The sequence below is a fragment of the Streptomyces kunmingensis genome (assembly GCF_039533535.1).
GTDB classification, from domain to species: domain Bacteria; phylum Actinomycetota; class Actinomycetes; order Streptomycetales; family Streptomycetaceae; genus Streptomyces; species Streptomyces kunmingensis.
The window spans coordinates 207,810-232,102 of the sequence record NZ_BAAATS010000012.1 but is presented as its reverse complement, the minus strand read 5'-3'; the positions used below and the strand labels follow the sequence as shown (position 1 = coordinate 232,102).

The following is a 24,293-nucleotide window of genomic DNA, read 5'->3' as shown; positions in this document are numbered from 1 at the left end:
GGCGCTCAGACCTGCTCGGCCCGGAACGCCGCCGGCGTCGCCCCCGTGTGCTGCTGGAAGAACTTGGAGAAGTTCGCCGAGTCCCCGAAGCCGACCGCCACCCCGATCCGGCCCACGGGCAGCTCCGTATGGGCGAGGAGCCGCTTCGCCTCCAGGATCACGCGCCGGTCGATGAACGCCTTGGGGGTCTGGCCGGTCGCGGCGCGCACGGCGCGGACCAGCGTGCGGCGCGAGTAGCCCAGTTCGTCGGCGTACGCGCTGACGCTGTGGTTCGTCGTGAAGCCCTGCTCGACTGCCGTGCGGAACCGGGTGAACGTCGTGTCCGGCTGCGGCTCGCACGCGTCCGCCGCCGCCTGCGCCGACACGTGCGCGACGCGCAGCATGAACGCGGTGAGCGTGTGGCGCAGGACCGAGGTGTGCAGGCTCAGCGGAAGGGTCGTCGTGTCCAGGTACTCGCGCTGCAACTGCGCCAACGACGCCTCGATCGCGTCGAGTTGGGCCCGGTCCGGGCGGAGCAGCGGCGGCCGGTCGTAGCGGTACATGCCGGTCGCCTCGACGATCGCGCGCGGCAGGAAGCCCGGCTGCATCGTGAGCGCTGTGCCGACGTAGTCGTCGGTCGTCGAGAAGCCGTGCACCTGGCCCGGCCGGATCCAGAGGATCTCCCCGGCCGCGACCTCGTACTCGGTGAAGTCGATCATGTGGCGGACGGGGCCCTCACGGAAGAAGAGCAGGACGTGGAAGTCGATGCGGTGCACGCGCCGCGACAGACCGACGCCACCCGCCCACGGGCCGTCCGTGCCCATCGGGCCGACCTGGATGCCGACCCCGGAGACGCTCGCGCTCGGATCGAAGGGGTACGTACGGATGTGCTCCGCCGTTCCCAGATGTGCGCTCGTCTGTGCGCCGCCCTGCTCCGTCATTCACTTTCCCTGGCTTCGACCGGTTTCCGTGTCCCATTTTCACCGAACGCTGGCACTGGGGCACCTACCTCGCGAAAAGTATGACCTTTAAGTTGGTAACTGGCTCGACCAGGGGCTTTGCTCACGGGCGGGCGGTGCCTTCCGGCACCTCGGCAGGACAACGGATGCGAAGGAAGCAATACAGATGAGCACGCAGACACCGGACGGCCTCGACCCCTTCGAGAAGCCCTTCGAGTGGACCGAACTCGACCAGCGTGCCGTCGACACCGCCCGCCTCCTGGCGGCCGACGCCGTGCAGAAGGTCGGCAACGGACACCCCGGCACGGCCATGAGCCTGGCCCCCGCCGCGTACACGATCTTCCAGAAGGCCCTGCGCCACGACCCGGCCGACCCGGAGTGGACGGGCCGCGACCGCTTCGTCCTCTCGCCCGGCCACACCAGCCTCACCCTCTACACCCAGCTCTTCCTCTCCGGCTACGAGCTGGAACTGGACGACCTGAAGGCGTTCCGCACGCAGGGCTCGAAGACCCCCGGCCACCCCGAGTACGGCCACACCGCCGGCGTCGAGACCACGACCGGACCGCTGGGCCAGGGCCTCGCCAACGCCGTGGGCATGGCCATGGCCGCCCGCTACGAGCGCGGCCTCTTCGACCCCGAGGCCCCCGAGGGCACCAGCCCCTTCGACCACACCATCTGGGCGATCGTCTCCGACGGCGACCTGGAGGAAGGCGTCTCCGCCGAGGCCTCCTCGCTCGCCGGACACCAGAAGCTCGGCAACCTCGTCTTCCTCTACGACGACAACCACATCTCCATCGAGGGCGACACCGCGACCGCGTTCTCCGAGGACGTCCTCGCGCGCTACGAGGCGTACGGCTGGCACGTGCAGCGCATCACGCCGCGCGAGGACGGCGACGTCGACGTCAAGGCCCTGCACGAGGCGCTCGCCGCCGCCAAGGCCGAGACCTCGCGCCCCTCCATCATCGCCATGCGCACGATCATCGCCTGGCCCGCCCCGAACGCGCAGAACACCGAGGCGTCCCACGGCTCCGCGCTCGGCGCCGACGAGATCGCCGCCACCAAGCGCGCCCTCGGCTTCGACCCCGAGCAGTCCTTCACCGTCGAGGACGAGGTCATCGCCCACACCCGCGCCGCCCTCGACCGCGGCGCCGAGGCGCACGCCGCCTGGGACAAGCAGCTCGCCGAGTGGCGCGCCGGCAACCCCGAGCGCTCGAAGCTGCTCGACCGCGTCGTCGCCGGCCGCCTTCCCGAGGGCTGGGAGCAGGCGCTGCCCACCTTCGAGACCGGCAAGGGCGTCGCCACCCGCGCCGCCTCCGGCAAGGTCCTCCAGGCCCTCGGCCCGGTCCTCCCCGAGCTGTGGGGCGGCTCCGCCGACCTCGCCGGCTCGAACAACACGACCATCGACAAGACGTCGTCCTTCCTCCCCGAGGGCAACCCGCTGCCCGAGGCGAACCCGTACGGCCGCACCGTCCACTTCGGCATCCGCGAGTTCTCGATGGCCGCGGAGATGAACGGCATCGCGCTGCACGGCAACACCCGCGTCTACGGCGGCACGTTCCTCGTGTTCTCCGACTACATGCGCAACGCCGTCCGTATGTCGGCCCTCATGCAGCTCCCCGTCACCTACGTCTGGACCCACGACTCCGTCGGTCTCGGCGAGGACGGCCCGACGCACCAGCCGGTCGAGCACCTCGCCTCGCTGCGCGCCATCCCGGGCCTGAACGTGGTCCGCCCGGCCGACGCCAACGAGACCGTCATCGCCTGGCGCGAGATCCTGCGCCGCGGCTCGGTCAAGCCGGCCCCGCACGGCCTCGCGCTGACCCGCCAGGGTGTGCCGACGTACGACGCGAACGAGGACGCCGCCAAGGGCGGGTACGTGCTCGTCGAGGCGTCGAAGGCCACGCCCGACCTCATCCTCATCGCCACCGGTTCCGAGGTGCAGCTCGCCGTCGAGGCGCGCGAGACCCTGGAGGCCGAGGGCATCGCCACCCGCGTCGTCTCGATGCCGTCCGTCGAGTGGTTCGAGGAGCAGGAGCAGAGCTACAAGGAGAGCGTCCTGCCCGCCGCCGTGAAGGCCCGCGTCGCCGTCGAGGCCGGCATCGGCCTGACCTGGTACCGCTACGTCGGCGACGCCGGCCGCATCGTCTCCCTGGAGCACTTCGGCGCCTCCGCGGACGCCAAGATCCTCTTCCGCGAGTTCGGCTTCACCGCCGAGAACGTCGCCGCCAAGGCCCGCGAGTCCCTCGCCGCCGCCCGCGCCTGAAAACCTTCCCTGCTGTAAGAACGCTGTACCGAAAGAAGATGAAGCAGAAAATGAGCAACGCCGCCTCCTTCTCGTCGCCCCTCAAGGCTCTCTCCGACGAAGGCGTTTCCATCTGGCTGGACGACCTGTCCCGCAAGCGCATCGAGTCCGGCAACCTCGCCGAGCTCATCGAGAAGAGCCACGTCGTGGGCGTCACCACGAACCCGTCGATCTTCCAGGCCGCCATCGGCTCCGGTGAGGGCTACGAGGAGCAGCTCGCCGACCTGGCCGTCCGCAAGGTCGCCGTCGACGAGGCCGTCCGCATGATGACCACGGCCGACGTCCGCGCCGCCGCCGACCTCCTGCGCCCCGTGTACGACGCGACGCAGGGCCGCGACGGCCGCGTCTCCATCGAGGTCGACCCGCGCCTGGCCAATGAGACCGAGGCCACCATCGCCGAGGCCAAGCAGCTGGCCTGGCTCGTCGAGCGCCCCAACGTCATGATCAAGATCCCGGCGACGCAGGCGGGCCTGCCGGCCATCACCGAGGTCATCGGCCTCGGCATCTCGGTCAACGTCACGCTGATCTTCTCCCTGGACCGCTACAAGGCCGTCATGGACGCCTACCTCGCGGGCCTGGAGAAGGCGCACGAGCGCGGCATCGACCTCGCCGGCATCCACTCCGTCGCGTCCTTCTTCGTCTCGCGCGTCGACGCCGAGATCGACAAGCGCCTCGACAAGGTCGGCACCGACGAGGCGAAGGCCCTGAAGGGCAAGGCCGCCCTCGCCAACGCCCGTCTCGCCTACGAGGCCTACGAGCAGGTCTTCGCCGGTGAGCGCGCCGCCAAGCTGGCCGCCGCGGGCGCCAACAAGCAGCGCCCCCTGTGGGCCTCCACCGGCGTGAAGGACCCCGCGTACAAGGACACCCTGTACGTCGACGAGCTGGTCGCCCCGGGCACCGTGAACACGATGCCGGAGGCCACCCTGAACGCCACCGCCGACCACGGCGACATCCACGGCGACTCGGTCACCTCCACCTACGACGCGGCCCGCGCGGAGCTCGCCGCCGTCGAGAAGCTCGGCATCTCCTACGACGAGGTCGTGAAGCAGCTGGAGGACGAGGGCGTCTCGAAGTTCGAGATCGCCTGGAACGACCTGCTCTCCACGGTCGCCGGCCGCCTCGCCGGCAAGGAAGGTGCCTCCAAGTGAGCGTCACCGCCTGGCAGAACCCGCTGAGGGACCCGCGCGACCGGCGTCTGCCGCGTATCGCGGGCCCCTCCGGGCTCGTCATCTTCGGCGTCACGGGCGACCTGTCCCGCAAGAAGCTGATGCCGGCCGTCTACGACCTCGCCAACCGGGGCCTGCTCCCGCCCGGCTTCTCGCTCCTCGGGTTCGCCCGCCGCGAGTGGGAGGACCAGGACTTCGCGCAGGTCGTCCACGACTCCGTACGCGAGCACGCCCGCACCCCCTTCCGTGAAGAGGTCTGGGCCCAGCTCGCCGAGGGCATGCGCTTCATCCCCGGCGACTTCGACGACGACACCGCGTTCAAGCAGCTGCGCGACGCCGTCGACGATCTGGACGAGAAGCGCGGCACCAGCGGCAACTACGCCTTCTACCTCTCGGTGCCGCCGAAGTTCTTCCCCAAGGTCGTCCAGCAGCTCAAGAAGCACGGCCTCGCCGACGCCCCCGAGGGCTCCTGGCGGCGCGCCGTCATCGAGAAGCCCTTCGGCCACGACATGGCGTCCGCCAAGGAGCTCAACCGGATCGTCCACGACGTCTTCGCGCCCGAGCAGGTCTTCCGGATCGACCACTACCTCGGCAAGGAGACCGTCCAGAACATCCTGGCGCTGCGCTTCGCCAACCAGATGTACGAACCCGTCTGGAACCGGTCCTACGTCGACCACGTGCAGATCACGATGGCCGAGGACATCGGCATCGGCGGCCGCGCCGGCTACTACGACGGCATCGGCGCCGCCCGCGACGTCATCCAGAACCACCTGCTCCAGCTGATGGCCCTCACCGCGATGGAGGAGCCCGCCTCCTTCGACGCCGCGTCGCTCGTCACCGAGAAGCTGAAGGTCCTGAGGTCCGTCCGGCTCCCCGCCGACCTGGAGAAGTCCACGGTCCGCGCCCAGTACGCCGCGGGCTGGCAGGGCGGCGAGCGGGTGAAGGGCTACCTCCAGGAGGACGGCATCGACCCGGCCTCCAAGACCGACACCTACGCCGCCGTGAAGCTGGAGGTCGACAACCGCCGCTGGGCGGGCGTCCCCTTCTACCTGCGCACCGGCAAGCGCCTGGGCCGCCGCGTCACCGAGATCGCGGTCGTCTTCCAGCGCGCACCGCACTCCCCGTTCGATTCCACCGCCACGGAGGAACTCGGCCAGAACGCGATCGTCATCCGCGTTCAGCCCGACGAGGGCATGACCGTACGCTTCGGATCGAAGGTCCCGGGTACCTCGATGGAGATCCGGGACGTGTCCATGGACTTCGCGTACGGCGAGTCGTTCACGGAGTCCAGCCCGGAAGCGTACGAACGGCTCATCCTGGACGTCCTGCTGGGCGACGCCAACCTCTTCCCGCGCACGGAAGAGGTCGAGGAGTCCTGGCGCATCCTCGATCCCATCGAGGAGCACTGGGACGGACACGGCAAGCCCGCCCGGTACGCCTCGGGAAGCTGGGGCCCGAAGGAAGCGGACGAGATGCTCGCACGAGACGGACGGAGCTGGCGCAGGCCATGAAGATCGACCTGACCGATACCACGGCAAGCAAGATCAACAAGGCGCTCGTCGAAGGACGCCGCGCCATCGGGACCCCGGCCGTGGGCATGGTCCTCACGATGGTGATCGTCACCGACGAGGAGAACGCGTACGACTCGATCAAGGCCGCCGAGGAGGCGTCCCGCGAGCACCCCTCACGCACCCTCGTCGTCATCAAGCGCACCGCCCGCACCCCGCGCGACCGCCAGGGCAACCGCCTCGACGCGGAGGTCCGGGTCGGCTCGGACGCGGGCACCGGCGAGACCGTGATCCTGCGGCTGCACGGCGAGGTCGGTCAGCACGCCGACTCCGTCGTCCTGCCGCTGCTCCTTCCCGACGCCCCGGTCGTCGTGTGGTGGCCGGTCGAGGCCCCGGACGAGCCCGCCAAGGACCCGCTGGGCGCGCTCGCCGCCCGCCGCATCACCGACCTGTACGCCGACGAGGACCCGCTGGGCGCCCTCGACCGGCGTGCCGCGTCCTACGCGCCGGGCGACACCGACCTGGCCTGGACCCGCCTCACCCCGTGGCGCTCCATGCTGGCCGCCGCCCTCGACCAGGCCCGCGTCGACATCGTCTCCGCGGCCGTCGAGTCCGAGGCCGAGAACCCCAGCGCCGAACTGCTCGCGCGCTGGCTCGGCACCCGGCTCGGGGTCCCGGTCGAGCGCGTCACCACGGCCGGCCCCGTCGTCACCGCGGTCCGCCTCGGCACGGCGAACGGAGAGATCCGCATCGACCGCCCCGAAGGCCCCCTCGCCACCCTCACCCTGCCCGGACAGCCCGAGCGCACCCTCGCCCTGAAGGTCCGCTCGACCGCCGAGCTGATCGCCGAGGAGCTCCGCCGCCTCGACGCCGACGAGATGTACGCCGTCGCACTGCACGGGGACACCAAGGGCGCCCCGGCGAAGGCCGCCCCGAAGACGCCGAAGACCGCGCCGGCCACGAAGAACGCGAAGGCTTCCAAGGAGTCCGTAGAACATGCCTGACACCACCCCCCTCCTGACGCGCCGCCCGCAGTGGACCGCCCTGGAGGACCACCGCGCGAAGTTCAACGGCACGCACCTGCGTGAGCTGTTCGCCACTGACCCGGGCCGCGCCGAGCGCTACACCGTCCAGGTCGGCGACCTGCACCTCGACTACTCCAAGCACCTGGTCACGGACGAGACGCTCGCCCTGCTCCAGGAGCTGGCCACCGCCACCGACGTGTTCGGGCAGCGCGACGCCATGCTGCGCGGCGAGAAGATCAACACGACCGAGGACCGCGCCGTGCTCCACACGGCCCTGCGCGCCCCGGCCGACGCCGTGATCGAGGTCGACGGTGAGAACGTCGTCCCGAAGGTGCACGCCGTCCTCGACAAGATGGCCGCCTTCGCCGACAAGGTCCGCTCCGGCGAGTGGACCGGCCACACCGGCAAGCGCATCAAGAACGTCGTCAACGTCGGCATCGGCGGCTCCGACCTCGGCCCCGCCATGGCCTACGAGGCGCTGCGCCCGTTCACGGCCCGCGACCTGACGTTCCGCTTCGTCTCGAACGTCGACGGCGCCGACCTGCATGAGGCCGTCCGCGACCTCGACCCGGCCGAGACGCTGTTCATCATCGCCTCGAAGACCTTCACCACCATCGAGACGATCACCAACGCCAAGGCGGCCCGCTCCTGGCTGCTCGCGGCGCTCGGTGACGAGTCGGCCGTCGCGAAGCACTTCGTCGCCCTGTCGACCAACGCCGAGAAGGTCTCCGACTTCGGCATCGACACGGCCAACATGTTCGAGTTCTGGGACTGGGTCGGCGGCCGCTACTCCTTCGACTCGGCCATCGGCCTGTCCCTGGTCATCGCCATCGGCCCGGCCGCGTTCCGCGAGCTGCTCGACGGCTTCCACCTCGTCGACGAGCACTTCCGCACGGCCCCCGCCGAGGCCAACGCGCCGCTCCTGCTCGGCCTCCTCGGCGTCTGGTACGGCAACTTCCACGGCGCCCAGTCGCACGCCGTGCTGCCGTACTCGCACTACCTCTCCAAGTTCACCGCGTACCTCCAGCAGCTCGACATGGAGTCCAACGGCAAGTCCGTGGACCGCCAGGGCCGCCCGGTCGAGTGGCAGACGGGCCCGGTCGTCTGGGGCACCCCCGGCACCAACGGCCAGCACGCCTACTACCAGCTCATCCACCAGGGCACGAAGCTGATCCCGGCGGACCTCATCGGCTTCGCGAAGCCGGTCGCGGAACTCGGTGAACTGGCCGACCAGCACGACCTGTTGATGGCCAACCTGTTCGCGCAGGGACAGGCCCTCGGCTTCGGCAAGACCGCCGACGAGGTGCGCGCCGAAGGCATCGCCGAGGAGCAGGTCGCCCACCGCACGTTCAAGGGCAACCACCCCACGACGACGATCCTCGCCACCGAGCTGACCCCCTCGGTCCTCGGCCAGCTCATCGCGCTGTACGAGCAGAAGGTCTTCGTCCAGGGCGCGATCTGGAACATCGACTCGTTCGACCAGTGGGGCGTCGAGCTCGGCAAGGTCCTCGCCAAGCGCGTCGAACCCGCACTCACCGAAGGCACCGAGGTCCCCGGCCTCGACGCCTCCACCCAGTCCCTTGTCACCACCTACCGCGCGCTGCGCGGCCGCACCACCGAAGGTAAGTGAATAGACATGCAGCTTGGTCTCATCGGTCTCGGCAAGATGGGCGGCAACATGCGCGAGCGCATCCGCCGCGCCGGCCACACCGTCATCGGCTACGACCGCAACCCCGAGGTCTCCGACGTCGCCTCGCTCGCCGAGCTCGTCGAGAAGCTCGAGGGCCCGCGCGTGGTCTGGGTGATGGTTCCGGCGGGCGCCGCCACCCAGTCGACCGTCGACGAGCTCAAGGAGCTGCTCTCCGAGGGCGACCTCGTCGTCGACGGCGGCAACTCCCGCTGGACGGACGACGAGAAGCACGCCGCAGAGCTGGGCGTCAAGGGCATCGGCTTCGTCGACGCCGGTGTCTCCGGCGGCGTCTGGGGCCTGGAGAACGGCTACGCCCTCATGGTCGGCGGCTCCGACGAGAACGTGGCGAAGGTCAAGCCGGTCTTCGACGCCCTCAAGCCCGAAGGCGACTTCGGCTACGTCCACGCGGGCAAGGTCGGCGCGGGCCACTTCTCCAAGATGGTCCACAACGGCATCGAGTACGCCATGATGCAGGCCTACGCCGAGGGCTGGGAGCTGCTCGAGGCCGCCGACTCGGTGACCGACGTGCGCGAGGTCTTCCGCTCCTGGCAGGAAGGCACCGTCATCCGCTCCTGGCTGCTCGACCTCGCGGTCAACGCCCTGGACGACGACGAGCACCTCGCCAAGCTGCGCGGCTTCGCGGCCGACTCCGGCGAGGGCCGCTGGACCGTCGAGGCGGCCATCGACCACTCCGTGCCGCTGCCCGCGATCACCGCCTCCCTCTTCGCGCGCTTCGCGTCCCGCCAGGACGACTCGCCGCAGATGAAGATGATCGCCGCGCTGCGCAACCAGTTCGGCGGCCACGCCGTCGAGTCCGCCAAGTAGTCCGCACAGCCCGTAGGCCCGCCCGACCACCCGGTCCGGCGGGCCTACGCCGCGTTCCGCCAGACCTTCACGTCGAGCGTCGCGGACGGCGCGGTGCCCGTCGTGCCGCCCCGGTACGTCACGAGCCCCACATGGCCCGTGCCGCTGGTCACGCACATCTGCTGCCCCACCGACAGCTCCTTGACCCACAGGTACGTCTTGTAGCCGGTCGCCGCCTTGCACGCGTCGAGGCCGCCCTGCCGTCCGGCGGGCAGCAGCGCGAGCGAACTCCCCGACGACGTACCGGGCGCGAGGACCGCGCCCGACTTGTAGACGGCGTAGGTGAGATCCTCGTCCGCCCGGCCGTCGTCGGCCTTCGCCCGCACCGGGGTGTCCGCCAGATACAGATCGTGGCTCTTGGTCATCACGATGCCGCCGTACGTCGACGCGGCGGGTGCGCTGGGAGACGCGGGCCGCGTCGCGCTCGCCTTCGGGGGAGCGGTGGTCGAGGGCGCCGACGGCTCCGAAGGACCGGGCGCCGCAGCCGACTTCGACGCCTTCGGCTTCTCGGACGCGCTGGGGGAGGCGGACTTCGACTCGGCCGGCGAAGCACCGGCCGCAGTCTCGGCCGCCCGGCTGTGCGCCGGTTCCTTCGCCGCGTCGTCCGTCCCCTTGTCATCCGGTACGAGCGTCAGCGCGACGCCCGCCCCACAGGCGACCAGGGCCACTCCCGCAGCCGCGAGCAACCAGACCCGCGAACGCCCGCGCTCGGCGGTGGTCCGCACAGAGGACGACGTATCGGTTCCCGGCACCGGCCCCGGGCTCCCGTACGCCTGCTGCCCCATCACGAACGGACCCGGCAGGGAGGCGTGCGAGGGCGAGGTCGGCGGATGACCCTGCGCCGGGGGAGCGGCGTACGCGGGATGGCCCGGCGCCCCACCCGGCTGCTCCTGCCGGAAGGCGGCCGGGGGCCCGAACCCACCCGAGGGCGCGGCACTGCCGACGTCCGTCGGCGCCGCACCCGCCACGCGCGCCCCCTCCACCCGCGCCGCGATCCCCGCCGCCAGCTCGCCCGGGAGCCACGCCCCCGAGTCGAGGCCGCGGGCCTCCCGGGTCACCTGGACGGTACGGATCACGTCCGCCACGGACGGCCTCTCGGCCGCGGGCTTGCGCAAGCAGCGGGCGACCAGGTCCCGCAGCTCGTCCGGAACCCGACCGAGGTCGGGCTCCTCGTGCACGACTCGGTAGAGCACGGCGTGCGGGTCGCCCTCGCCGAACGCGGCCCGCCCGGTCGCCGCGAACACGGCGGTCTGGCCGAGCGCGAACACGTCCGCGGAACCGGCCGCCTCGCCGCCGAGGACCTGCTCGGGCGCCATGTACGCCACGGTGCCGACGGCCGTCCCGCTCTGGGTGACGGAGGTGGCGTCGGCGGCGCGGGCCACGCCGAAGTCGATGACGCGGGGGCCGTCGTCGGCGAGCAGCACGTTCGACGGCTTCAGGTCGCGGTGCACGATGCCCGCCGCGTGCACCGCCTGGAGCGCCTCCGCCACACCGGCGACGAGCCGCAGCACCGTGTCGACCGGCAGCGGCCCGTGCGCGCGCACCGCCTCGGCGAGCGAGGGGCCGGGCACGTACGCGGTCGCGCACCACGGCATCGATCCCTCGGTGTCGCTGTCCACGACCGGCGCCGTGTACAGCCCGTGCACCCGGCTCGCGGCGGCGACCTCGGCCCGGAACCGGCGCCTGAACTCGGGGTCCTCCGCCAGCTCGGGCCGGATCACCTTCACGGCGACGGCCCGGCCGCCCGGCGTGTACGACAGGTAGACGCGGCCCATGCCGCCGGAGCCGATCCGGGCCATCAGCCGGTAGCCGCCCGCCATGCGCGGATCGCCGTCCTCCAGCGGCCGGAAACCCTCCGTGCCGGGCCCACCGTTCGTCACCACGCCGCACTCCACCCCGTCTCCGACCGGCGAATACAGAAAGACCCCAGGAGAACCTGGGGTCTTTCGCTGTGTCCGAGGGGGGACTTGAACCCCCACGCCCGATAAAGGGCACTAGCACCTCAAGCTAGCGCGTCTGCCATTCCGCCACCCGGACAAGGTGTCTGCCGCACTGTGCGGGGCGTTTCCCGCGGCGACACGGAGAACATTACCAAAGATTCGGAGTGCTCCGATCACGCCGTCCACCCGCCCCTCCGGCCTGTGAACGGCACGTGACGAGGGCGGCCCGGCCTTGGGCGCGGGCGCCGGGAGAGAGAGGATGAGGGGGATCCACAGGGAGAGAGGAACAAGCGTGAGCGAGTCGAGCACGGGCAGGGCCGTCTCCGGACAGGACGAGGTCGTCGACCTCTGCCGTGAACTGATCCAGATCGACACCAGCAACTACGGCGACCACTCGGGCCCGGGCGAACGCAAGGCCGCCGAGTACGTCGCGGAGAAGCTCGCCGAGGTCGGCCTCGAGCCGAAGATCTTCGAGTCCCACCCCGGCCGCGCCTCCACGGTCGCCCGGATCGAGGGCGAGGACCCGTCGCGGCCCGCGCTCCTCATCCACGGCCACACCGACGTCGTACCGGCCAACGCGGTGGACTGGACCCACCACCCCTTCTCCGGTGAGGTCGCCGACGGGTGCGTATGGGGCCGGGGCGCCGTCGACATGAAGGACATGGACGCGATGACCCTCGCGGTCGTCCGCGACCGGCTGCGCACCGGCCGCAAGCCCCCGCGCGACATCGTCCTGGCCTTCCTCGCCGACGAGGAGGCCGGCGGCACCTTCGGCGCCCATCACCTCGTCGACCACCACCCCGAACTGTTCGAGGGGGTCACCGAGGCGATCAGCGAGGTCGGCGGTTTCTCGTTCACCGTGAGCGAGCAGCGCCGGCTCTACCTCGTCCAGACCGCCGAGAAGGGCATGCACTGGATGAAGCTCTCCGTGGCCGGCACCGCCGGGCACGGCTCGATGATCCACCGGGACAACGCGATCACCGAACTGTCCGAGGCGGTCGCCCGGCTCGGCCGCCATCAGTTCCCGGTGCGCGTCACGAAGACCACCCGCGCCTTCCTCGACGAGCTCGGCGACGCCCTCGGCACCGAGCTCGACCCCGAGGACATGGAGTCGACCCTGGTCCGCCTCGGCGGCATCGCCAAGCTCATCGGCGCCACCCTCAGCAACACCGCCAACCCCACGCAGCTGGGCGCCGGTTACAAGGTCAACGTGATCCCCGGCGAGGCCACGGCCCACGTCGACGGACGGTTCCTGCCCGGCCACGAGGACGAGTTCCTCGCCGACCTCGACCGCATCCTCGGCCCGAAGGTCAGGCGCGAGGACGTGCACGCGGACAAGGCCGTCGAGACGACCTTCGACGGGGCGCTGGTCGCGGCCATGCAGTCCTCGATCGCCGCCGAGGACCCGATCGGCAAGGCCATCCCGTACATGCTCTCCGGGGGCACCGACGCCAAGTCCTTCGTGGAACTCGGCATCCGCAACTTCGGCTTCGCCCCGCTCCAGCTGCCGCCGGAGCTGGACTTCGCGGGCATGTTCCACGGCGTCGACGAGCGGGTCCCGGTCGACGGACTCAAGTTCGGTGTCCGGGTGCTCGACCGGTTCATCGACGCGTCGTGATCCCAACATTCGGGCGTGCGTGCGTAGTTGACCGGAAAGAGTGAAAGGAAACATCAGCTCGTAGCCCTATCACTTTCTCCTCGTTACAAGGAGTGCAGTCCGCGGCTGGGACTGCATTGCCAACGAGGAGGAACAATGATCAAGAAGGTCGTCGCTGCTGCGGCTGCCACTGGTGGTCTCGTGCTCGCGTGCGCGGGTATCGCCGCCGCCGACGCCGGTGCCCAGGGTGCCGCCGTGAAGTCCCCCGGTGTGCTGTCGGGCAACGTCATCCAGGCGCCCATCCACGTGCCGGTGAACGTCTGCGGCAACACGGTCTCCGTGATCGGGCTGCTGAACCCCGCCTTCGGCAACACCTGCGTCAACGACTGACGTCGTTGGGCTCCACCCCTTGAGGGTCTGAGTCCGTCGGCCCCGGAATGCGCGCTGCGCACTCCGGGGCCGATTGGGCATTCGGCGCGCGGGCACACCGGCCCCCGCGCCTTCCGCAGTGCTTGGACACGTCATAAGGCAGGGAAAGCTATGCGACAGGTCACACGCAAAGGCCTGATCACCGTGGCAGCGGCAAGCGGCGTGCTCGCTGTCACCGGCGGCTACGCGCACGCCGACTCCGGCGCGCAGGGAGCCGCGTCGAACTCGCCGGGCGTCGCGTCCGGCAACTCGGTTCAGACCCCCGTGCACGCACCGGTCAACCTGTGCGGCAACACGGTCAACGTGATCGGGCTGCTCAACCCCGCCATGGGGAACAAGTGCGCCAACGCCTCGGACGACGGCGACCGCGACAGCGGCTACGGGGGCGGCGGCTCGCACCACTCCGGTGGTGGATCGCACGCCGACGGCTCCGCGAGCAACTCGCCCGGCGTCGGTTCGGGCAACCACGTACAGGCACCGGTCGACGTGCCGGCCAACGCGTGCGGCAACTCGGTCAACGTGGTCGGACTGCTCAACCCGGCGATGGGGAACGGCTGCGCGAACCCCGGCGGCGAGGACCACACCACGCCGCCCGGCGGCCCCGAGCAGCCGCCGTCGAAGCCGCACGACCCGGGCACCCCGGACAACCCGGGCACCCCGAACACTCCGGGTGACCCCGGCACTCCGGGCACTCCGGAGACCCGTGGCGGGCACTACTTCGGCAACGTCAGCGAGGAGAAGCCCAACCAGCCGCAGGCGCAGACCGTAAGTCAGCCCAAGGCCGAGTCGCAGCTCGCGATGACCGGCAGCTCGCTGCCGATCGGTGCGGCCATCCCCGTGGGCGCGGGCGCACTGCTCGCGGGCGCGGTGCTCTACCGGCGGGCCAGGGCGACCGTGTGACGGCCTAGACCGAGCACACGGCACGAGTGGGTACGGGCGGTACGAACGGAGTGGGCCCCGCGTCGGCGGGGCCCACTCCGTTCTCGTCGGCCCCCGTCAGGTTCAGGTCACCAGGTGGCCCGTAGCTGGCGGATGATCCGGCGGCGCAGCCGCACGCGGCGACTGCCGTCGCGGCGCAGACTCAGTCGGTCCAACTCCCAGTGTCCGTACTCTGCATGGTCTGTCAGCAGACGCGTCGCATCCTTGCGGGAGACCCCGCGCGGCACGTACACGTCGACAAATTCGTATTCCGGCATCGCATCTATTGTGCGGGCAGTGGCCCGGTACGGATAGCGTCTGCACTATGTCTGATGCTGCGCAGCCCACCGCTGCCGAGGTACGCGCCGCCGCCGAGGCGGTCAAGGCCGCGCTCGACCGCCACCTGGCGGCTGTCGAGCGAAGGTCGGGGGAGGACGACCCGGCCGTCTACGAAGCGTTCAACGAGCTCGCCGCCGCGGCCGAGGAGTACGACGAACTCCTCTACGACCGCTACGACGAGGTCACCCCCTTCGAGATCCCCGGCGGAGAGGATTCGCTGCCCCCGTACACCGGGCCCGAGGAACCGAACGCGCTGAGCGTGCTGATCCGACGCGACTACGCCGTGGTGGAGCCGCAGCGTCTTCTCGCCCAGGCCGGCCGGGTGGCCGACCTCGACGGGGATCCGGACATCGACACCGAGTCCGCGACCGGGGCGGGCAGCAGCGTCCACGCCGCGCTCGGCGTCCTCTTCGGCGAGTTCGAACCCGACGAGATCGCCTCCCGGCACAAGGAGTTCGGCCTGGAGGAGGGCGACTCCACGCTGTGGGTGCTGGCCGCGGACGAGCCACCGGAGCCGGGCGAATGGCTGGAGGCCCCGTTCGACCAGGCCGACCCCCAGCGGGTCGTGTGCCGCTTCGACGTGAGCGCGGTCTTCGACGACGAGCTGGACGCGGACGACGTGGACCCGGACGACGTGGACCCCGACGGTGACGTCGAGGACGTGGCGGGTGTGGAGATCGACGAGGCGGAGGCCCTGGAGGACGCCGACCGCTGACACCGGTCGAGGGACGACCGCCCCCGGCCCGTCGCCGAGCGACCGGCCGGGGGCGCGTCCATTCCGCTAGGCGCCGGGCAGCTGCGCCCGGACCAGCCGCTGCAACCGTGTGGTCCGCGGCTTCGCCGGGACCTCCGCGACGGCCCGCGGCAGCGCCGCGTCCGCGCCGTGCACGACCGACAGGTGCCGCTCCCCGCGCCCGAACGCGGAGTACACCCAGGGCCGGCTCAACGCCTGCGTCGCATCGCCGGGCAGCACCACGACGGCCGCCGGCCAGCGCAGCCCCACGGCCTGGTGCCCGGTGACCGCCCACCCGTGCCGCACGGCCCGCTCCACCTGCTCCTTCGGTACGAGGACGGGCTCGCCGTCGCACTCCAGGCGCAGCCCCTCGGCGTCGGCGCCCAGCACCCGGCCGGGCCGGACCCGCCCGGGAGTCGGCACGTACACCACGCGGTCCCCGGGGTCGAAGCCCCCGAACCGGCCCGGGCCGGGGTTGAGCCGCTCCTTCAGCGCCGCGTTCAGCGCCCGTGTCCCGGCCGCGCCGCCGTGCCCCGGCGTGATCACCTGGGTCTCCTCGGCCGGCACCCCGATGGCCCGCGGCACCGAGTCGGCGACGAGCTGCACGGTGCGGTGGATCGCCTCGGCCGCGTCCCGCACCGGCACGATGACGACCTCCTTGCCCGGCGCCTCCACCTGGTTCAGCTCACCGATGCCGATTCCGGAGACCAGCTCACCGATCGGCCCGAAGTCCGGGGTGCGGGAGGCGACGCGGGGGCAGATCTCCGCCGACAGGAGATCGGCGAACACCCGGCCCGGGCCCGCCGACCAGAGCATGCCGGGATCACCGCTGAGCACGAGACAGGCTCCGTCGGCGAGCAGCTCGACGAGCATCGCCGCGTCGTCCACGTCCAGCTGCGGCGCGTCCAGAACGACGAGGAGATCCACGGCGATCGCCCCGTCGGCGTCCCGGCCGGGGCCCTCCGTCTGCGTGAGCAGTCCCGCGACCGTCGCTGTCGCGGTCTCGGGGGCGTCGGAGCCGAGCTGCCGTGCGGCCCGGCGCCGCCCGTCCGCACTGTGCGCGGCGACGCACACGCGCAGCCCGAGTCCGCCGGCGGCGGCCGCCACGGCGACCGGCTCCGCGCGGGCGGCCTCGCCACCGGTGTGCAGGACGAGCCGGTGCGCCGCGACGGCGCGGATCAGTTCGGTCGTCGTGCCGCTCGCGGCCACGGCGGCGGCCTCCCAGTCCTCGTCGGACGGGCCGCCCTCCTTGGCCCCGGAGTTGATCAACCGGGCGAGCCCGTCGGCGAGGCTCTCCTCGGCGAGCGCGGTCCGCTCGAGACCGACCAGGACCCGGACCGGCCGCTCGACCTCGGCCTCCTCCTCACCCTCGGCGGGCTCGGGTGCGGGCTCGGGCGTGTCCTCGAGGGCGTCCTGGAAGAGCAGCGCGTCGCCCTCCGCGACCGCGCTCTGCACGGCCTCGTCCGGCTCCGGCACCCCGCGCTTGCCGAGCGCCTCGACGAGGACGGGCAGGTCGAGGGCGGTGTGCCCGGCCACAGCGGCCTGTTCGAGCAGCCAGAGCGTGACCGCGCGGCCGCGGCGCTCGTCGTCCGGAGCACACTCCGCACCGAGCAGCGCCCGCGCGAAACCGTCGGCCTGCTCAGGGCGGACGCCGCTCAGGCGCAGCAGCTGCCAGGGGTCCGAGCGGAGCCGGTCCTGCGCGCCTTCGCCCAGGGTCCGGGCGGCCGGCACGGCAAGGGTCTCGGGCGCTCCGCCCTCGGCGAGCACGGTCCGCACCGCCTCCACCGTCCCCGCGTCGGGCCCCGCGTCGACGGCGGGCGCCACGGGCGCGGGCCTGCGCTCCGGCTCGGGGACGACGACCCGGCGCCGAGTGCGCTCGGGCTCCGCGAACACGGCGGAGGCCGGCTTCTCGCCGCTCTCCACGGCGCGCACCGCGGCCAGCAGATCGGCGGCCGTACCGCTCAGCTTCGCCCCGGCGTCGACCGGCCCGTCCTTGGCGGCCTTCCGCTTCGCGATCCGCTCCTGGAGGGCCCGCTGGGCGGCGAGCTCCGCCTCGGCCTCGGACGGCTGCGCCGCGGCCTCCGCGGCCTCCGCGTTCTCGGTGCCTGCAGCGCGCTCGGGGCCTTCAGCGTCCTCGGGGCCTTCAGCGTCCTCGGTGCCCTCGGTGCCCTCAGGGTCTTGCGCGCTCTGTGCGGCGAGCGGCTCGTCCGGCCCGGCGTCGGGGCGGGCCCCTGACTCGTTCTCCGCGGCAGCGGACTCCGTACTCACAACGTGCTCCAGTCCTGATCGGGATAGCGGTGCACGGGCGCCGACACATCGTCGAGCGCCTGGCAGATCTCGTCAGGAAGACTAAGCGCCTCCACTGACAACGCGGCCGTGAGCTGCTGCGCGTTGCGCGCGCCGATGATGGGCGCGGCCACCCCGGGCCGGTCCCGCACCCAGGCGAGAGCGACCTGCAACGGCGTCACCGCGAGCCCGTCCGCGGCTATGGCGACCGCGTCCACGATGTGCCCGGCCGCCTCGTCCAGGTACGGCGCGACGAACGGCGCCATGTGGTCGGAGCCGCCCCGCGAGTCGGTGGGGGTGCCCGAGCGGTACTTGCCGGTGAGTACGCCTCTGCCCAGCGGCGAGGACGGCAGCAGCCCGATGCCCAGGTCGAGCGCGGCGGGCAGCACCTCGCGCTCCACGCCGCGCTGGAGCAGCGAGTACTCCATCTGCGTACTGGCGAGACGCGTGCGCACGCCCGGCGCCGCGAGCTGCCAGGTGCCCGCCTTGGCCAGCTGCCATCCGCAGAAGTTCGAGACGCCCGCGTAGCGCGCGCGGCCGCTGCTGACCGCCATGTCGAGGGCCTGGAGCGTCTCGTCGAGCGGCGTCTCCGTGTCGTAGGCATGGATCTGCCACAGGTCGACGTAGTCCGTGCCGAGCCGCGTGAGGGAGGCGTCCAGGGCGGAGAGCAGATGGCCGCGTGAGCCGTCGAAGCGCCGGTCCGGGTCGGGCACACTGCCCGCCTTGGTGGAGATGACCAGATCTCGTCGTGGCACGAGTCCCTCGACGAGCCGGCCCAGCAGGTACTCGGACTCGCCGTCCCCGTACACGTCCGCCGTGTCGACGAGCGTGCCGCCCGCCTCCCAGAAGACCTTCAACAGGTCGGCGGCGTCGTGCTCGTCGGTGTCCCGGCCCCAGGTGAGGGTGCCGAGCCCGATCCGGGACACGCGCAGGCCGGTGTGGCCGAGATGCCTCTGCTCCATGGGCGCTGAGATTACTGGCCGAAGGTCATGATGTGGGCCCCTGTGGATATCTGCGGTCCGGCCCGTCGCGCTAGGGTGCCCGGCAAGAGACGTTACCGATGGGTAAGCCAGCGGATCCGCACGGCGTTAAGGGGATGTGGTCAATGAAGCTCGGCATCAATCTCGGGTACTGGGGCGCGGGCATGGACGCGGACAACCTGGCCGTCGCCAAGGAGGCGGACAAGCTGGGATACGCGGTGTGCTGGGCCGCCGAGGCGTACGGCTCGGACGCCGCCACCGTCCTCGCGTACGTCGCCGCGCAGACCGAGCACATCGACGTCGGCTCGGCGATCTTCCAGATCCCGGCCCGCCAGCCCACGATGACGGCGATGACGGCGTCGACCCTCGACTCGCTCTCGGGCGGCCGCTTCCGCCTGGGCCTCGGTGTCTCCGGGCCGCAGGTCTCCGAGGGCTGGTACGGCGTCAAGTTCGACAAGCCGCTGGCGCGCACGCGCGAGTACGTAGAGATCGTCCGCAAGGCGATGAGCCGCGAGCGGGTCTCCTACGAAGGCGCGCACTGGACGCTGCCGCTGCCGGACGGCCCGGGCAAGCCGCTCAAGCTGACCCTGCACCCGCAGCGCGAGCACATCCCGCTCTACATCGCCGCGATCGGCCCGAAGAACCTGGAGCAGACCGGTGAGATCGCCGACGGCGCCCTGCTGATCTTCCCCGCGGCCGAGCACCTGGAGGAGACCACGATCGCGCCGCTGCGCGCGGGCCGCGAGAAGGCCGGCAAGACCATGGAGGGCTTCGACGTCTGTCCGACGCTGCCGCTCGCGCTCGGCGCCGACAAGGACGTCGCGGCCCTCGCCGACTTCTTCCGTCCGTACACCGCGCTCTACGTCGGCGGGATGGGCAGCCCCAAGCAGAACTTCTACAACCGGCTGGCCCAGCGCATGGGGTACGAGAAGGAGGCCGTCGAGATCCAGCAGAAGTACCTGGGCGGCGACAAGGAGGGCGCTGCCGCGGCGATCCCGCACCAGCTCATCGACTCCACGACGCTGCTCGGTTCCGTGGACCGGATCGCCGACCGGATGCAGGCCTACGCCGCCGCGGGTGTCACCACGCTGACGATCAATCCGGCCGGCTTCACGCTCGACGAGCGGGTGGCCGCGCTGCGCGCCGGCACGGAGGCGCTGGAGCGGGCCGGACTGGCGTAACAGAGGCCGGGAGGAGAGACGATTCAGCGGCCGTGGTGGGGGCTCGGGGGTCTTCCCCGCCACGGCCGTCACGGGGAACAACGCGCCATCGCGCGCACGGTTACGCCTTCGTCCGGCACTCCGCCTCCTCCGTTCGGCCGAGTTGTCCGGCACAGCTGTTGCCCCTTCACCCGCACCGCATTTGACTCGTCTTTTGCGGAACACCGGATGCGGTGCGGAGGCATGGAGGTCCCCCGATGCTGTCGGCCAAGAGCCTGTTCCAGGAGATCATCGACGACGACGAGTCGTTCCGGCTGTTCTGCTCCATCGCGGCCAGTGGCGAGTCCCAGGGCGGCTGGGAGAACGGGCGGATCGCCGCGCTCGTCCCGGAGAGCGAGCGGACCCTCGCGCCCAAGGTGGCGCGGCACGGAGCCGACGAGGACAAGCACGGACGCATCTTCAACGCGCTCATGAAGAAGCGCGGTCTGCGGCCGGTACCCGTCCCGCGGGAGGCCGACTACACGATGCTGCTGGAGAAGCACGGCATCGGGCTCGCGCACGAACAGCTCAAGCGCGACGAGCCGCTCTCCGTGCGGGACGTCGTCACGTATCTCGCGCACAGCCGCGTCACCGAACAGCGCGCCTCCGAGCAGATGGAACTGCTGCGCAAACACTTCGCCGACCACCCGGACCTCGGCCGCGCGGTGAAGATGATCTCCCACGACGAGGACAACCACCTCGCCTACTGCCACGAGGAACTGCTCCGCTTCGCGTACGCGGGCCACGGCCGCACCATCCAGCGCATCCTGCGCGAGTGCGCCCTGGCGGAGATCGCCGTCTACCGGGACGTCAGCCTGGCCGTCATGGACCACATGGGCCGCATCCTGGGCTGGCCGAAAGCGAAGTCGGCCGTGCTCGCCGCCGGCATCCACGCCGTGTACGCGTACGAACGGGCCGGCGGCTGGCGGCGCATGGTGTCGCTGACGATGCCGGAGCGGCGCGACGCCCTCGGCGGCCCCGCGACCACGGCGGTGGAGTTCGCCTGACCCGCCGGCCCGCGCTACAGCCAGCCGCGCCTCTTGAACAACCGGTACAGGCCCAGCTCCAGGACGACCATCAGCAGGATCACCGCGGGGTACGACCACGTCCAGTGCAGCTCGGGCATGTGATCGAAGTTCATGCCGTAGATGCCCGCGATCATCGTCGGTACCGCGGCCATCGCCGCCCACGCCGAGATCTTGCGCATGTCGTCGTTCTGCCGCACGCTCATCTGCGCCAGGTGCGCGGAGAGGATGTCCGACACCAGGCGGTCCAGGCTGTCGACGGACTCGTTGACCCGCGTCAGGTGATCGTTCACGTCGCGGAAGAACGGCTTCGCGTCCTCGTTCACGAACGGCACCTTCGCCAGACCCCAGGGCCCCACGCCGGAGAGCCGGTCGAGCGGCAGAGCCAACGGGACGGTGGCGCGCCGGAATTCGAGGACCTGCCGCTTGAAGGTGTAGATCCGCGACGCGGTGTCCCGCGAGCCGCCGCGATCCGGCGAGAAGACCTCCGCCTCCAGCTCCTCCAGGTCGGTCTGCAACTCGTTCGCGACCTCCAGGTAGTGGTCCACCGTGGCGTCCGCGATCGAGTACAGGACCGCCGTCGGCCCCTGCTTGAGCACCCCCGGATCGGCCTCCAGACGCTGCCGTACGGCCTTGAGGGGCGCACCCTCGCCGTGCCGCACCGTCACCACGAACGAGTCGCCGAGGAACAGCATCAGCTCGCCCGTGGACACCTTGTCGCTCTGCGGCTCGTACACGACCGGCTTGAGGACCACGAAGAGCGAGTCGTCGTAGACCTCCAGCTTCGGCCGCTGGTGCGCCTTCAGCGCGTCCTCGACGGCCAGCGGATGCAGCCCGAACTCCTGGGTGACCTGGTCGAACTCGTCCTCGGTCGCCTCGTGCAGACCGATCCACACGAACGCGTCACCTTGCGAGCGCGCCTCGTCGAGCGCGTCGGAGAAGTCCGACGGGCCCTCGCTCCGCTGCCCGTCCCGGTAGATGGCACAGTCGACGATCATGACAGGCATTCTTCCCAGGGGCCGCACGGGTCGCACTTCTGTGTGCGCCTAGGCTGGCCTGTATGCCCACGCTGATCCTCGTCCGGCACGGACGCTCCACCGCCAACACCGCGGGTCTGCTCGCCGGGTGGACCCCCGGCGTGGCCCTCGACGAGCGCGGCGCCGCGCAGGCCGCGGCCCTGCCGGGACGCCTCGCGGACCTGCCCCTCGCGCAGATCGTCACCAGCCCGCTCCAGCGCTGCCAGGAGACCCTCGCACCACTGCTCGCCGCGCGGCCCGACGTGGCCGTGACCAGCGAGGAGCGCATCGGTGAGTGCGACTACGGGGACTGGTCGGGCCGCAAGCTGGCCGAGCTGACCGACGAGCCGCTCATGCAGGTCGTGCAGTCGCACCCGACCGCCGCCGCGTTCCCCGGCGGGGAGTCGATGCGGCAGATGCAGCACCGGGCCGCCGAAGCGGTACGTGAGTGGAACGCGCGCGTGGAGCGCGAGCACGGCGCGGACGCCGTGTACCTCATGTGTTCGCACGGCGACATCATCAAGTCGCTCGTGGCGGACGCCCTCGGGCTGCATCTGGACCTCTTTCAGCGCATCTCTGTAGAGCCGTGTTCCATCACAGCGATCCGTTACACACGGCTGCGCCCCTTTCTCGTACGCCTCGGCGACACCGGCGACTTCGCGTCCCTGGCGCCGCGCGAGGAGTCCTCGGAGCCGGACGCACCCGTCGGGGGCGGCGCGGGCGCACCGTGATCGTCGGCCGCAGTAGGCTGAAGCAGCCGTAAGCACGGTGGAGACCGGTCGCCCCTGACCGGCCCAGCCAGTCGTTCCCCCGATCCCATGGAGACAGGACGTGTCCCGTCAGGTGTTCCTCTACGACCCTCCGGAGCGGTTCGTGGCCGGTACGGTCGGGCTCCCCGGGCGCCGCACCTTCTTCCTGCAGGCCTCGGCAGGAACCCGGGTCACCAGCGTGGCGCTGGAGAAGACCCAGGTGGCAGCGCTCGCCGAGCGCATGGAAGAGCTGCTCGACGAAGTGGTGCGGCGCAGCGGCGGCAACGCCCCGGTGCCCGCCGTCGTGCCCACCGAGACCTCCGACACCGCGCCGCTGGAGGCGCCCGTCGACGAGGAGTTCCGCGTCGGCACCATGGCGCTCGCCTGGGACGGCGACGAGCAGCGCATGATCGTCGAGGCCCAGGCCCTCGTCGAGGTGGACGCCGAATCCGACGAGGACCTGGCCGAAGCCGAGGAAAGGCTTCTGCAGGACGAGGAGAACGGCCCGCCGATGCTCCGGGTCCGCCTCACCGGCACCCAGGCCCGCGCCTTCGCCAAGCGGGCCCTGGACGTCGTGAACGCGGGCCGCCCGCCGTGCCCGCTGTGCAGCCTGCCGCTCGACCCGGAGGGACACGTATGCCCGCGCCAGAACGGATACCGGCGCGGCGCGTGAGCGACCGGGATCTCACGCTCCTCACACAGGGGGAGCTGCACGTACAGGGTCAGATCCGCGACGCCTCGAACGCGGTCCTACTGTGCACCGTCACGTACGAGGACCGCTCGGCCGCCTGCGTCTACAAGCCGGTCCGCGGTGAGCGGCCCCTCTGGGACTTCCCCGACGGGACGCTCGCCCAGCGCGAGGTCGCCGCGTACGAGGTCTCCGAGGCGCTCGGCTGGGAGCTCGTGCCGCCGACCGTGCTGCGCGACGGCCCGTACGGCGAGGGCATGTGCCAGCTGTGGATCGATGGGCCGGATGGGCCGGATGGGCCTGATGGGCAAGAGGGGCCGGGCGGCCCTGACGGCTCCGGCGGTCCCGAGGCGCCGGAAGAGGCCCCGGAGCAGGCGGGGGCCGACAAGCTGCTGGCCCTCGTCGACGCCGAGGAGCCGGCCGAGGGCTGGAAGGCCATCGGGTTCGCCGAGGTCGAGGAGGGGCGTACGGCGCTGCTCGTGCACGCCGACGACCCGCGGCTGCGCCGGCTCGCCGTGCTCGACGCCGTGATCAACAACGGTGACCGCAAGGGCGGACACCTGCTCGTCGACGCCGGGGGACACCTCTACGGCATCGACCACGGGGTCACCTTCAACGTCGAGGACAAGCTGCGCACCCTGCTGTGGGGCTGGGCGGGGGAACCGCTGACCGAGGAGGCCACCGCCGCCCTCGAAGGGCTGCGCGAGCGCCTCGGGACGGGTGAACCGCTGGCCGCCCGGCTCGGCGAGCTGATCACCGAAGCGGAGCTGGAAGCCGTACGGGAACGGGTGGCGGCCCTGCTGAAGGGCGGCCGGCACCGCGAGCCGAGCGGCGAATGGCCCGCGATCCCCTGGCCGCCCATCTGACCTGCGGTCGGCGGCGGCCCACGCCGGGCCGAGCG

21 protein-coding genes and 1 tRNA gene are annotated in these 24,293 nt (G+C 71.4%); 15 read left to right on the top strand and 7 right to left on the bottom strand.

Features of this window, described 5'->3' with window-relative positions:
- Positions 1–5: 5 nt before the first annotated feature.
- A complete protein-coding gene (locus tag ABD366_RS15790) occupies positions 6–920 on the bottom strand; it encodes a helix-turn-helix domain-containing protein (RefSeq protein ID WP_324769353.1) in 915 nt (304 codons plus the stop codon).
- 184 nt (positions 921–1,104) lie between these two features.
- Between ABD366_RS15790 and tkt the strand changes: the two genes are divergently transcribed.
- From tkt to gnd, 6 genes are read left to right on the top strand one after another with little or no spacing between them, the layout of a single operon-like run.
- Positions 1,105–3,201, top strand: a complete 2,097-nt coding sequence (tkt, locus tag ABD366_RS15785) for a transketolase (protein WP_324769354.1) — start codon at positions 1,105–1,107, stop codon at positions 3,199–3,201.
- A gap of 38 nt (positions 3,202–3,239) precedes the next feature.
- Positions 3,240–4,388, top strand: coding sequence for a transaldolase (tal, locus tag ABD366_RS15780; protein ID WP_324769355.1), 1,149 nt, complete (start codon positions 3,240–3,242; stop codon positions 4,386–4,388).
- Entirely contained in the window at positions 4,385–5,917 is a 1,533-nt protein-coding gene (zwf, locus tag ABD366_RS15775; protein WP_324769356.1) for a glucose-6-phosphate dehydrogenase, read from the top strand. The genes tal and zwf overlap by 4 nt, the downstream gene beginning before the upstream one ends.
- The gene (gene opcA, locus ABD366_RS15770) at positions 5,914–6,918 is read left to right on the top strand and encodes a glucose-6-phosphate dehydrogenase assembly protein OpcA (RefSeq protein WP_324769357.1); all 1,005 of its coding nucleotides are present in this window, start codon (positions 5,914–5,916) and stop codon (positions 6,916–6,918) included. Before zwf ends, opcA begins: the two co-directional genes overlap by 4 nt.
- Complete coding sequence (gene pgi / locus ABD366_RS15765; protein ID WP_324769358.1) at positions 6,911–8,569, top strand: glucose-6-phosphate isomerase; 1,659 nt, start codon at positions 6,911–6,913, stop codon at positions 8,567–8,569. The genes opcA and pgi overlap by 8 nt, the downstream gene beginning before the upstream one ends.
- A gap of 6 nt (positions 8,570–8,575) precedes the next feature.
- Complete coding sequence (gene gnd, locus ABD366_RS15760) at positions 8,576–9,454, top strand: phosphogluconate dehydrogenase (NAD(+)-dependent, decarboxylating) (RefSeq protein WP_324769359.1); 879 nt, start codon at positions 8,576–8,578, stop codon at positions 9,452–9,454.
- Positions 9,455–9,498: 44 nt separating this feature from the next.
- On the opposite strand, the gene ABD366_RS15755 is transcribed toward gnd, so the two are convergent.
- On the bottom strand, positions 9,499–11,376 hold the full coding sequence (locus ABD366_RS15755) for a serine/threonine-protein kinase (RefSeq protein ID WP_324769360.1): 1,878 nt from the start codon (positions 11,374–11,376) through the stop codon (positions 9,499–9,501).
- Between the two features lie 69 nt (positions 11,377–11,445).
- Positions 11,446–11,530 (bottom strand) — tRNA-Leu (locus ABD366_RS15750).
- A 195-nt stretch (positions 11,531–11,725) separates the two neighbouring features.
- Between ABD366_RS15750 and ABD366_RS15745 the strand changes: the two genes are divergently transcribed.
- The 3 genes from ABD366_RS15745 (at position 11,726) to ABD366_RS15735 (ending at position 14,359) form a co-directional block, all read left to right on the top strand.
- Positions 11,726–13,051, top strand: a complete 1,326-nt coding sequence (locus ABD366_RS15745; protein ID WP_324769361.1) for a M20/M25/M40 family metallo-hydrolase — start codon at positions 11,726–11,728, stop codon at positions 13,049–13,051.
- Between the two features lie 135 nt (positions 13,052–13,186).
- On the top strand, positions 13,187–13,420 hold the full coding sequence (locus ABD366_RS15740) for a chaplin (RefSeq protein WP_324769363.1): 234 nt from the start codon (positions 13,187–13,189) through the stop codon (positions 13,418–13,420).
- A gap of 150 nt (positions 13,421–13,570) precedes the next feature.
- On the top strand, positions 13,571–14,359 hold the full coding sequence (locus ABD366_RS15735; protein ID WP_324769364.1) for a chaplin: 789 nt from the start codon (positions 13,571–13,573) through the stop codon (positions 14,357–14,359).
- A gap of 107 nt (positions 14,360–14,466) precedes the next feature.
- Here ABD366_RS15735 and ABD366_RS15730 read toward each other — a convergent pair whose 3' ends face one another.
- Positions 14,467–14,655 carry a DUF5703 family protein gene (locus ABD366_RS15730; protein WP_164304152.1) on the bottom strand — a complete coding sequence of 63 codons (189 nt, stop codon included), beginning with the start codon at positions 14,653–14,655 and terminating at the stop codon, positions 14,467–14,469.
- Between the two features lie 47 nt (positions 14,656–14,702).
- Between ABD366_RS15730 and ABD366_RS15725 the strand changes: the two genes are divergently transcribed.
- Positions 14,703–15,431 carry a hypothetical protein gene (locus ABD366_RS15725; RefSeq protein ID WP_324769365.1) on the top strand — a complete coding sequence of 243 codons (729 nt, stop codon included), beginning with the start codon at positions 14,703–14,705 and terminating at the stop codon, positions 15,429–15,431.
- Positions 15,432–15,497: 66 nt separating this feature from the next.
- Here ABD366_RS15725 and ABD366_RS15720 read toward each other — a convergent pair whose 3' ends face one another.
- Both ABD366_RS15720 and ABD366_RS15715 read right to left on the bottom strand, forming a co-directional pair.
- On the bottom strand, positions 15,498–17,717 hold the full coding sequence (locus ABD366_RS15720; protein ID WP_344441904.1) for a helix-hairpin-helix domain-containing protein: 2,220 nt from the start codon (positions 17,715–17,717) through the stop codon (positions 15,498–15,500).
- Positions 17,714–18,697 (bottom strand): aldo/keto reductase, encoded by a 984-nt coding sequence (locus tag ABD366_RS15715; protein WP_324776766.1) that lies wholly within the window; start codon positions 18,695–18,697, stop codon positions 17,714–17,716. The genes ABD366_RS15720 and ABD366_RS15715 overlap by 4 nt, the downstream gene beginning before the upstream one ends.
- Before the next feature lie 143 nt (positions 18,698–18,840).
- Here ABD366_RS15715 and ABD366_RS15710 point away from each other — a divergent pair, with 143 nt between their 5' ends.
- Positions 18,841–19,896: an LLM class F420-dependent oxidoreductase gene (locus ABD366_RS15710; protein WP_324776764.1), complete on the top strand. Its 1,056-nt coding sequence runs from the start codon at positions 18,841–18,843 to the stop codon at positions 19,894–19,896.
- Between the two features lie 236 nt (positions 19,897–20,132).
- On the top strand, positions 20,133–20,921 hold the full coding sequence (locus ABD366_RS15705; RefSeq protein ID WP_324776763.1) for a ferritin-like domain-containing protein: 789 nt from the start codon (positions 20,133–20,135) through the stop codon (positions 20,919–20,921).
- 14 nt (positions 20,922–20,935) lie between these two features.
- Here ABD366_RS15705 and corA read toward each other — a convergent pair whose 3' ends face one another.
- Positions 20,936–21,937, bottom strand: a complete 1,002-nt coding sequence (corA, locus tag ABD366_RS15700; protein WP_324776762.1) for a magnesium/cobalt transporter CorA — start codon at positions 21,935–21,937, stop codon at positions 20,936–20,938.
- A 62-nt stretch (positions 21,938–21,999) separates the two neighbouring features.
- Between corA and ABD366_RS15695 the strand changes: the two genes are divergently transcribed.
- The 3 genes from ABD366_RS15695 (at position 22,000) to ABD366_RS15685 (ending at position 24,258) form a co-directional block, all read left to right on the top strand.
- Positions 22,000–22,686 (top strand): histidine phosphatase family protein, encoded by a 687-nt coding sequence (locus ABD366_RS15695; RefSeq protein ID WP_324776760.1) that lies wholly within the window; start codon positions 22,000–22,002, stop codon positions 22,684–22,686.
- Between the two features lie 100 nt (positions 22,687–22,786).
- The gene (locus tag ABD366_RS15690; protein WP_324776758.1) at positions 22,787–23,377 is read left to right on the top strand and encodes a DUF3090 domain-containing protein; all 591 of its coding nucleotides are present in this window, start codon (positions 22,787–22,789) and stop codon (positions 23,375–23,377) included.
- Positions 23,341–24,258: an SCO1664 family protein gene (locus ABD366_RS15685; RefSeq protein WP_324776756.1), complete on the top strand. Its 918-nt coding sequence runs from the start codon at positions 23,341–23,343 to the stop codon at positions 24,256–24,258. Before ABD366_RS15690 ends, ABD366_RS15685 begins: the two co-directional genes overlap by 37 nt.
- Positions 24,259–24,293 lie beyond the last annotated feature (35 nt).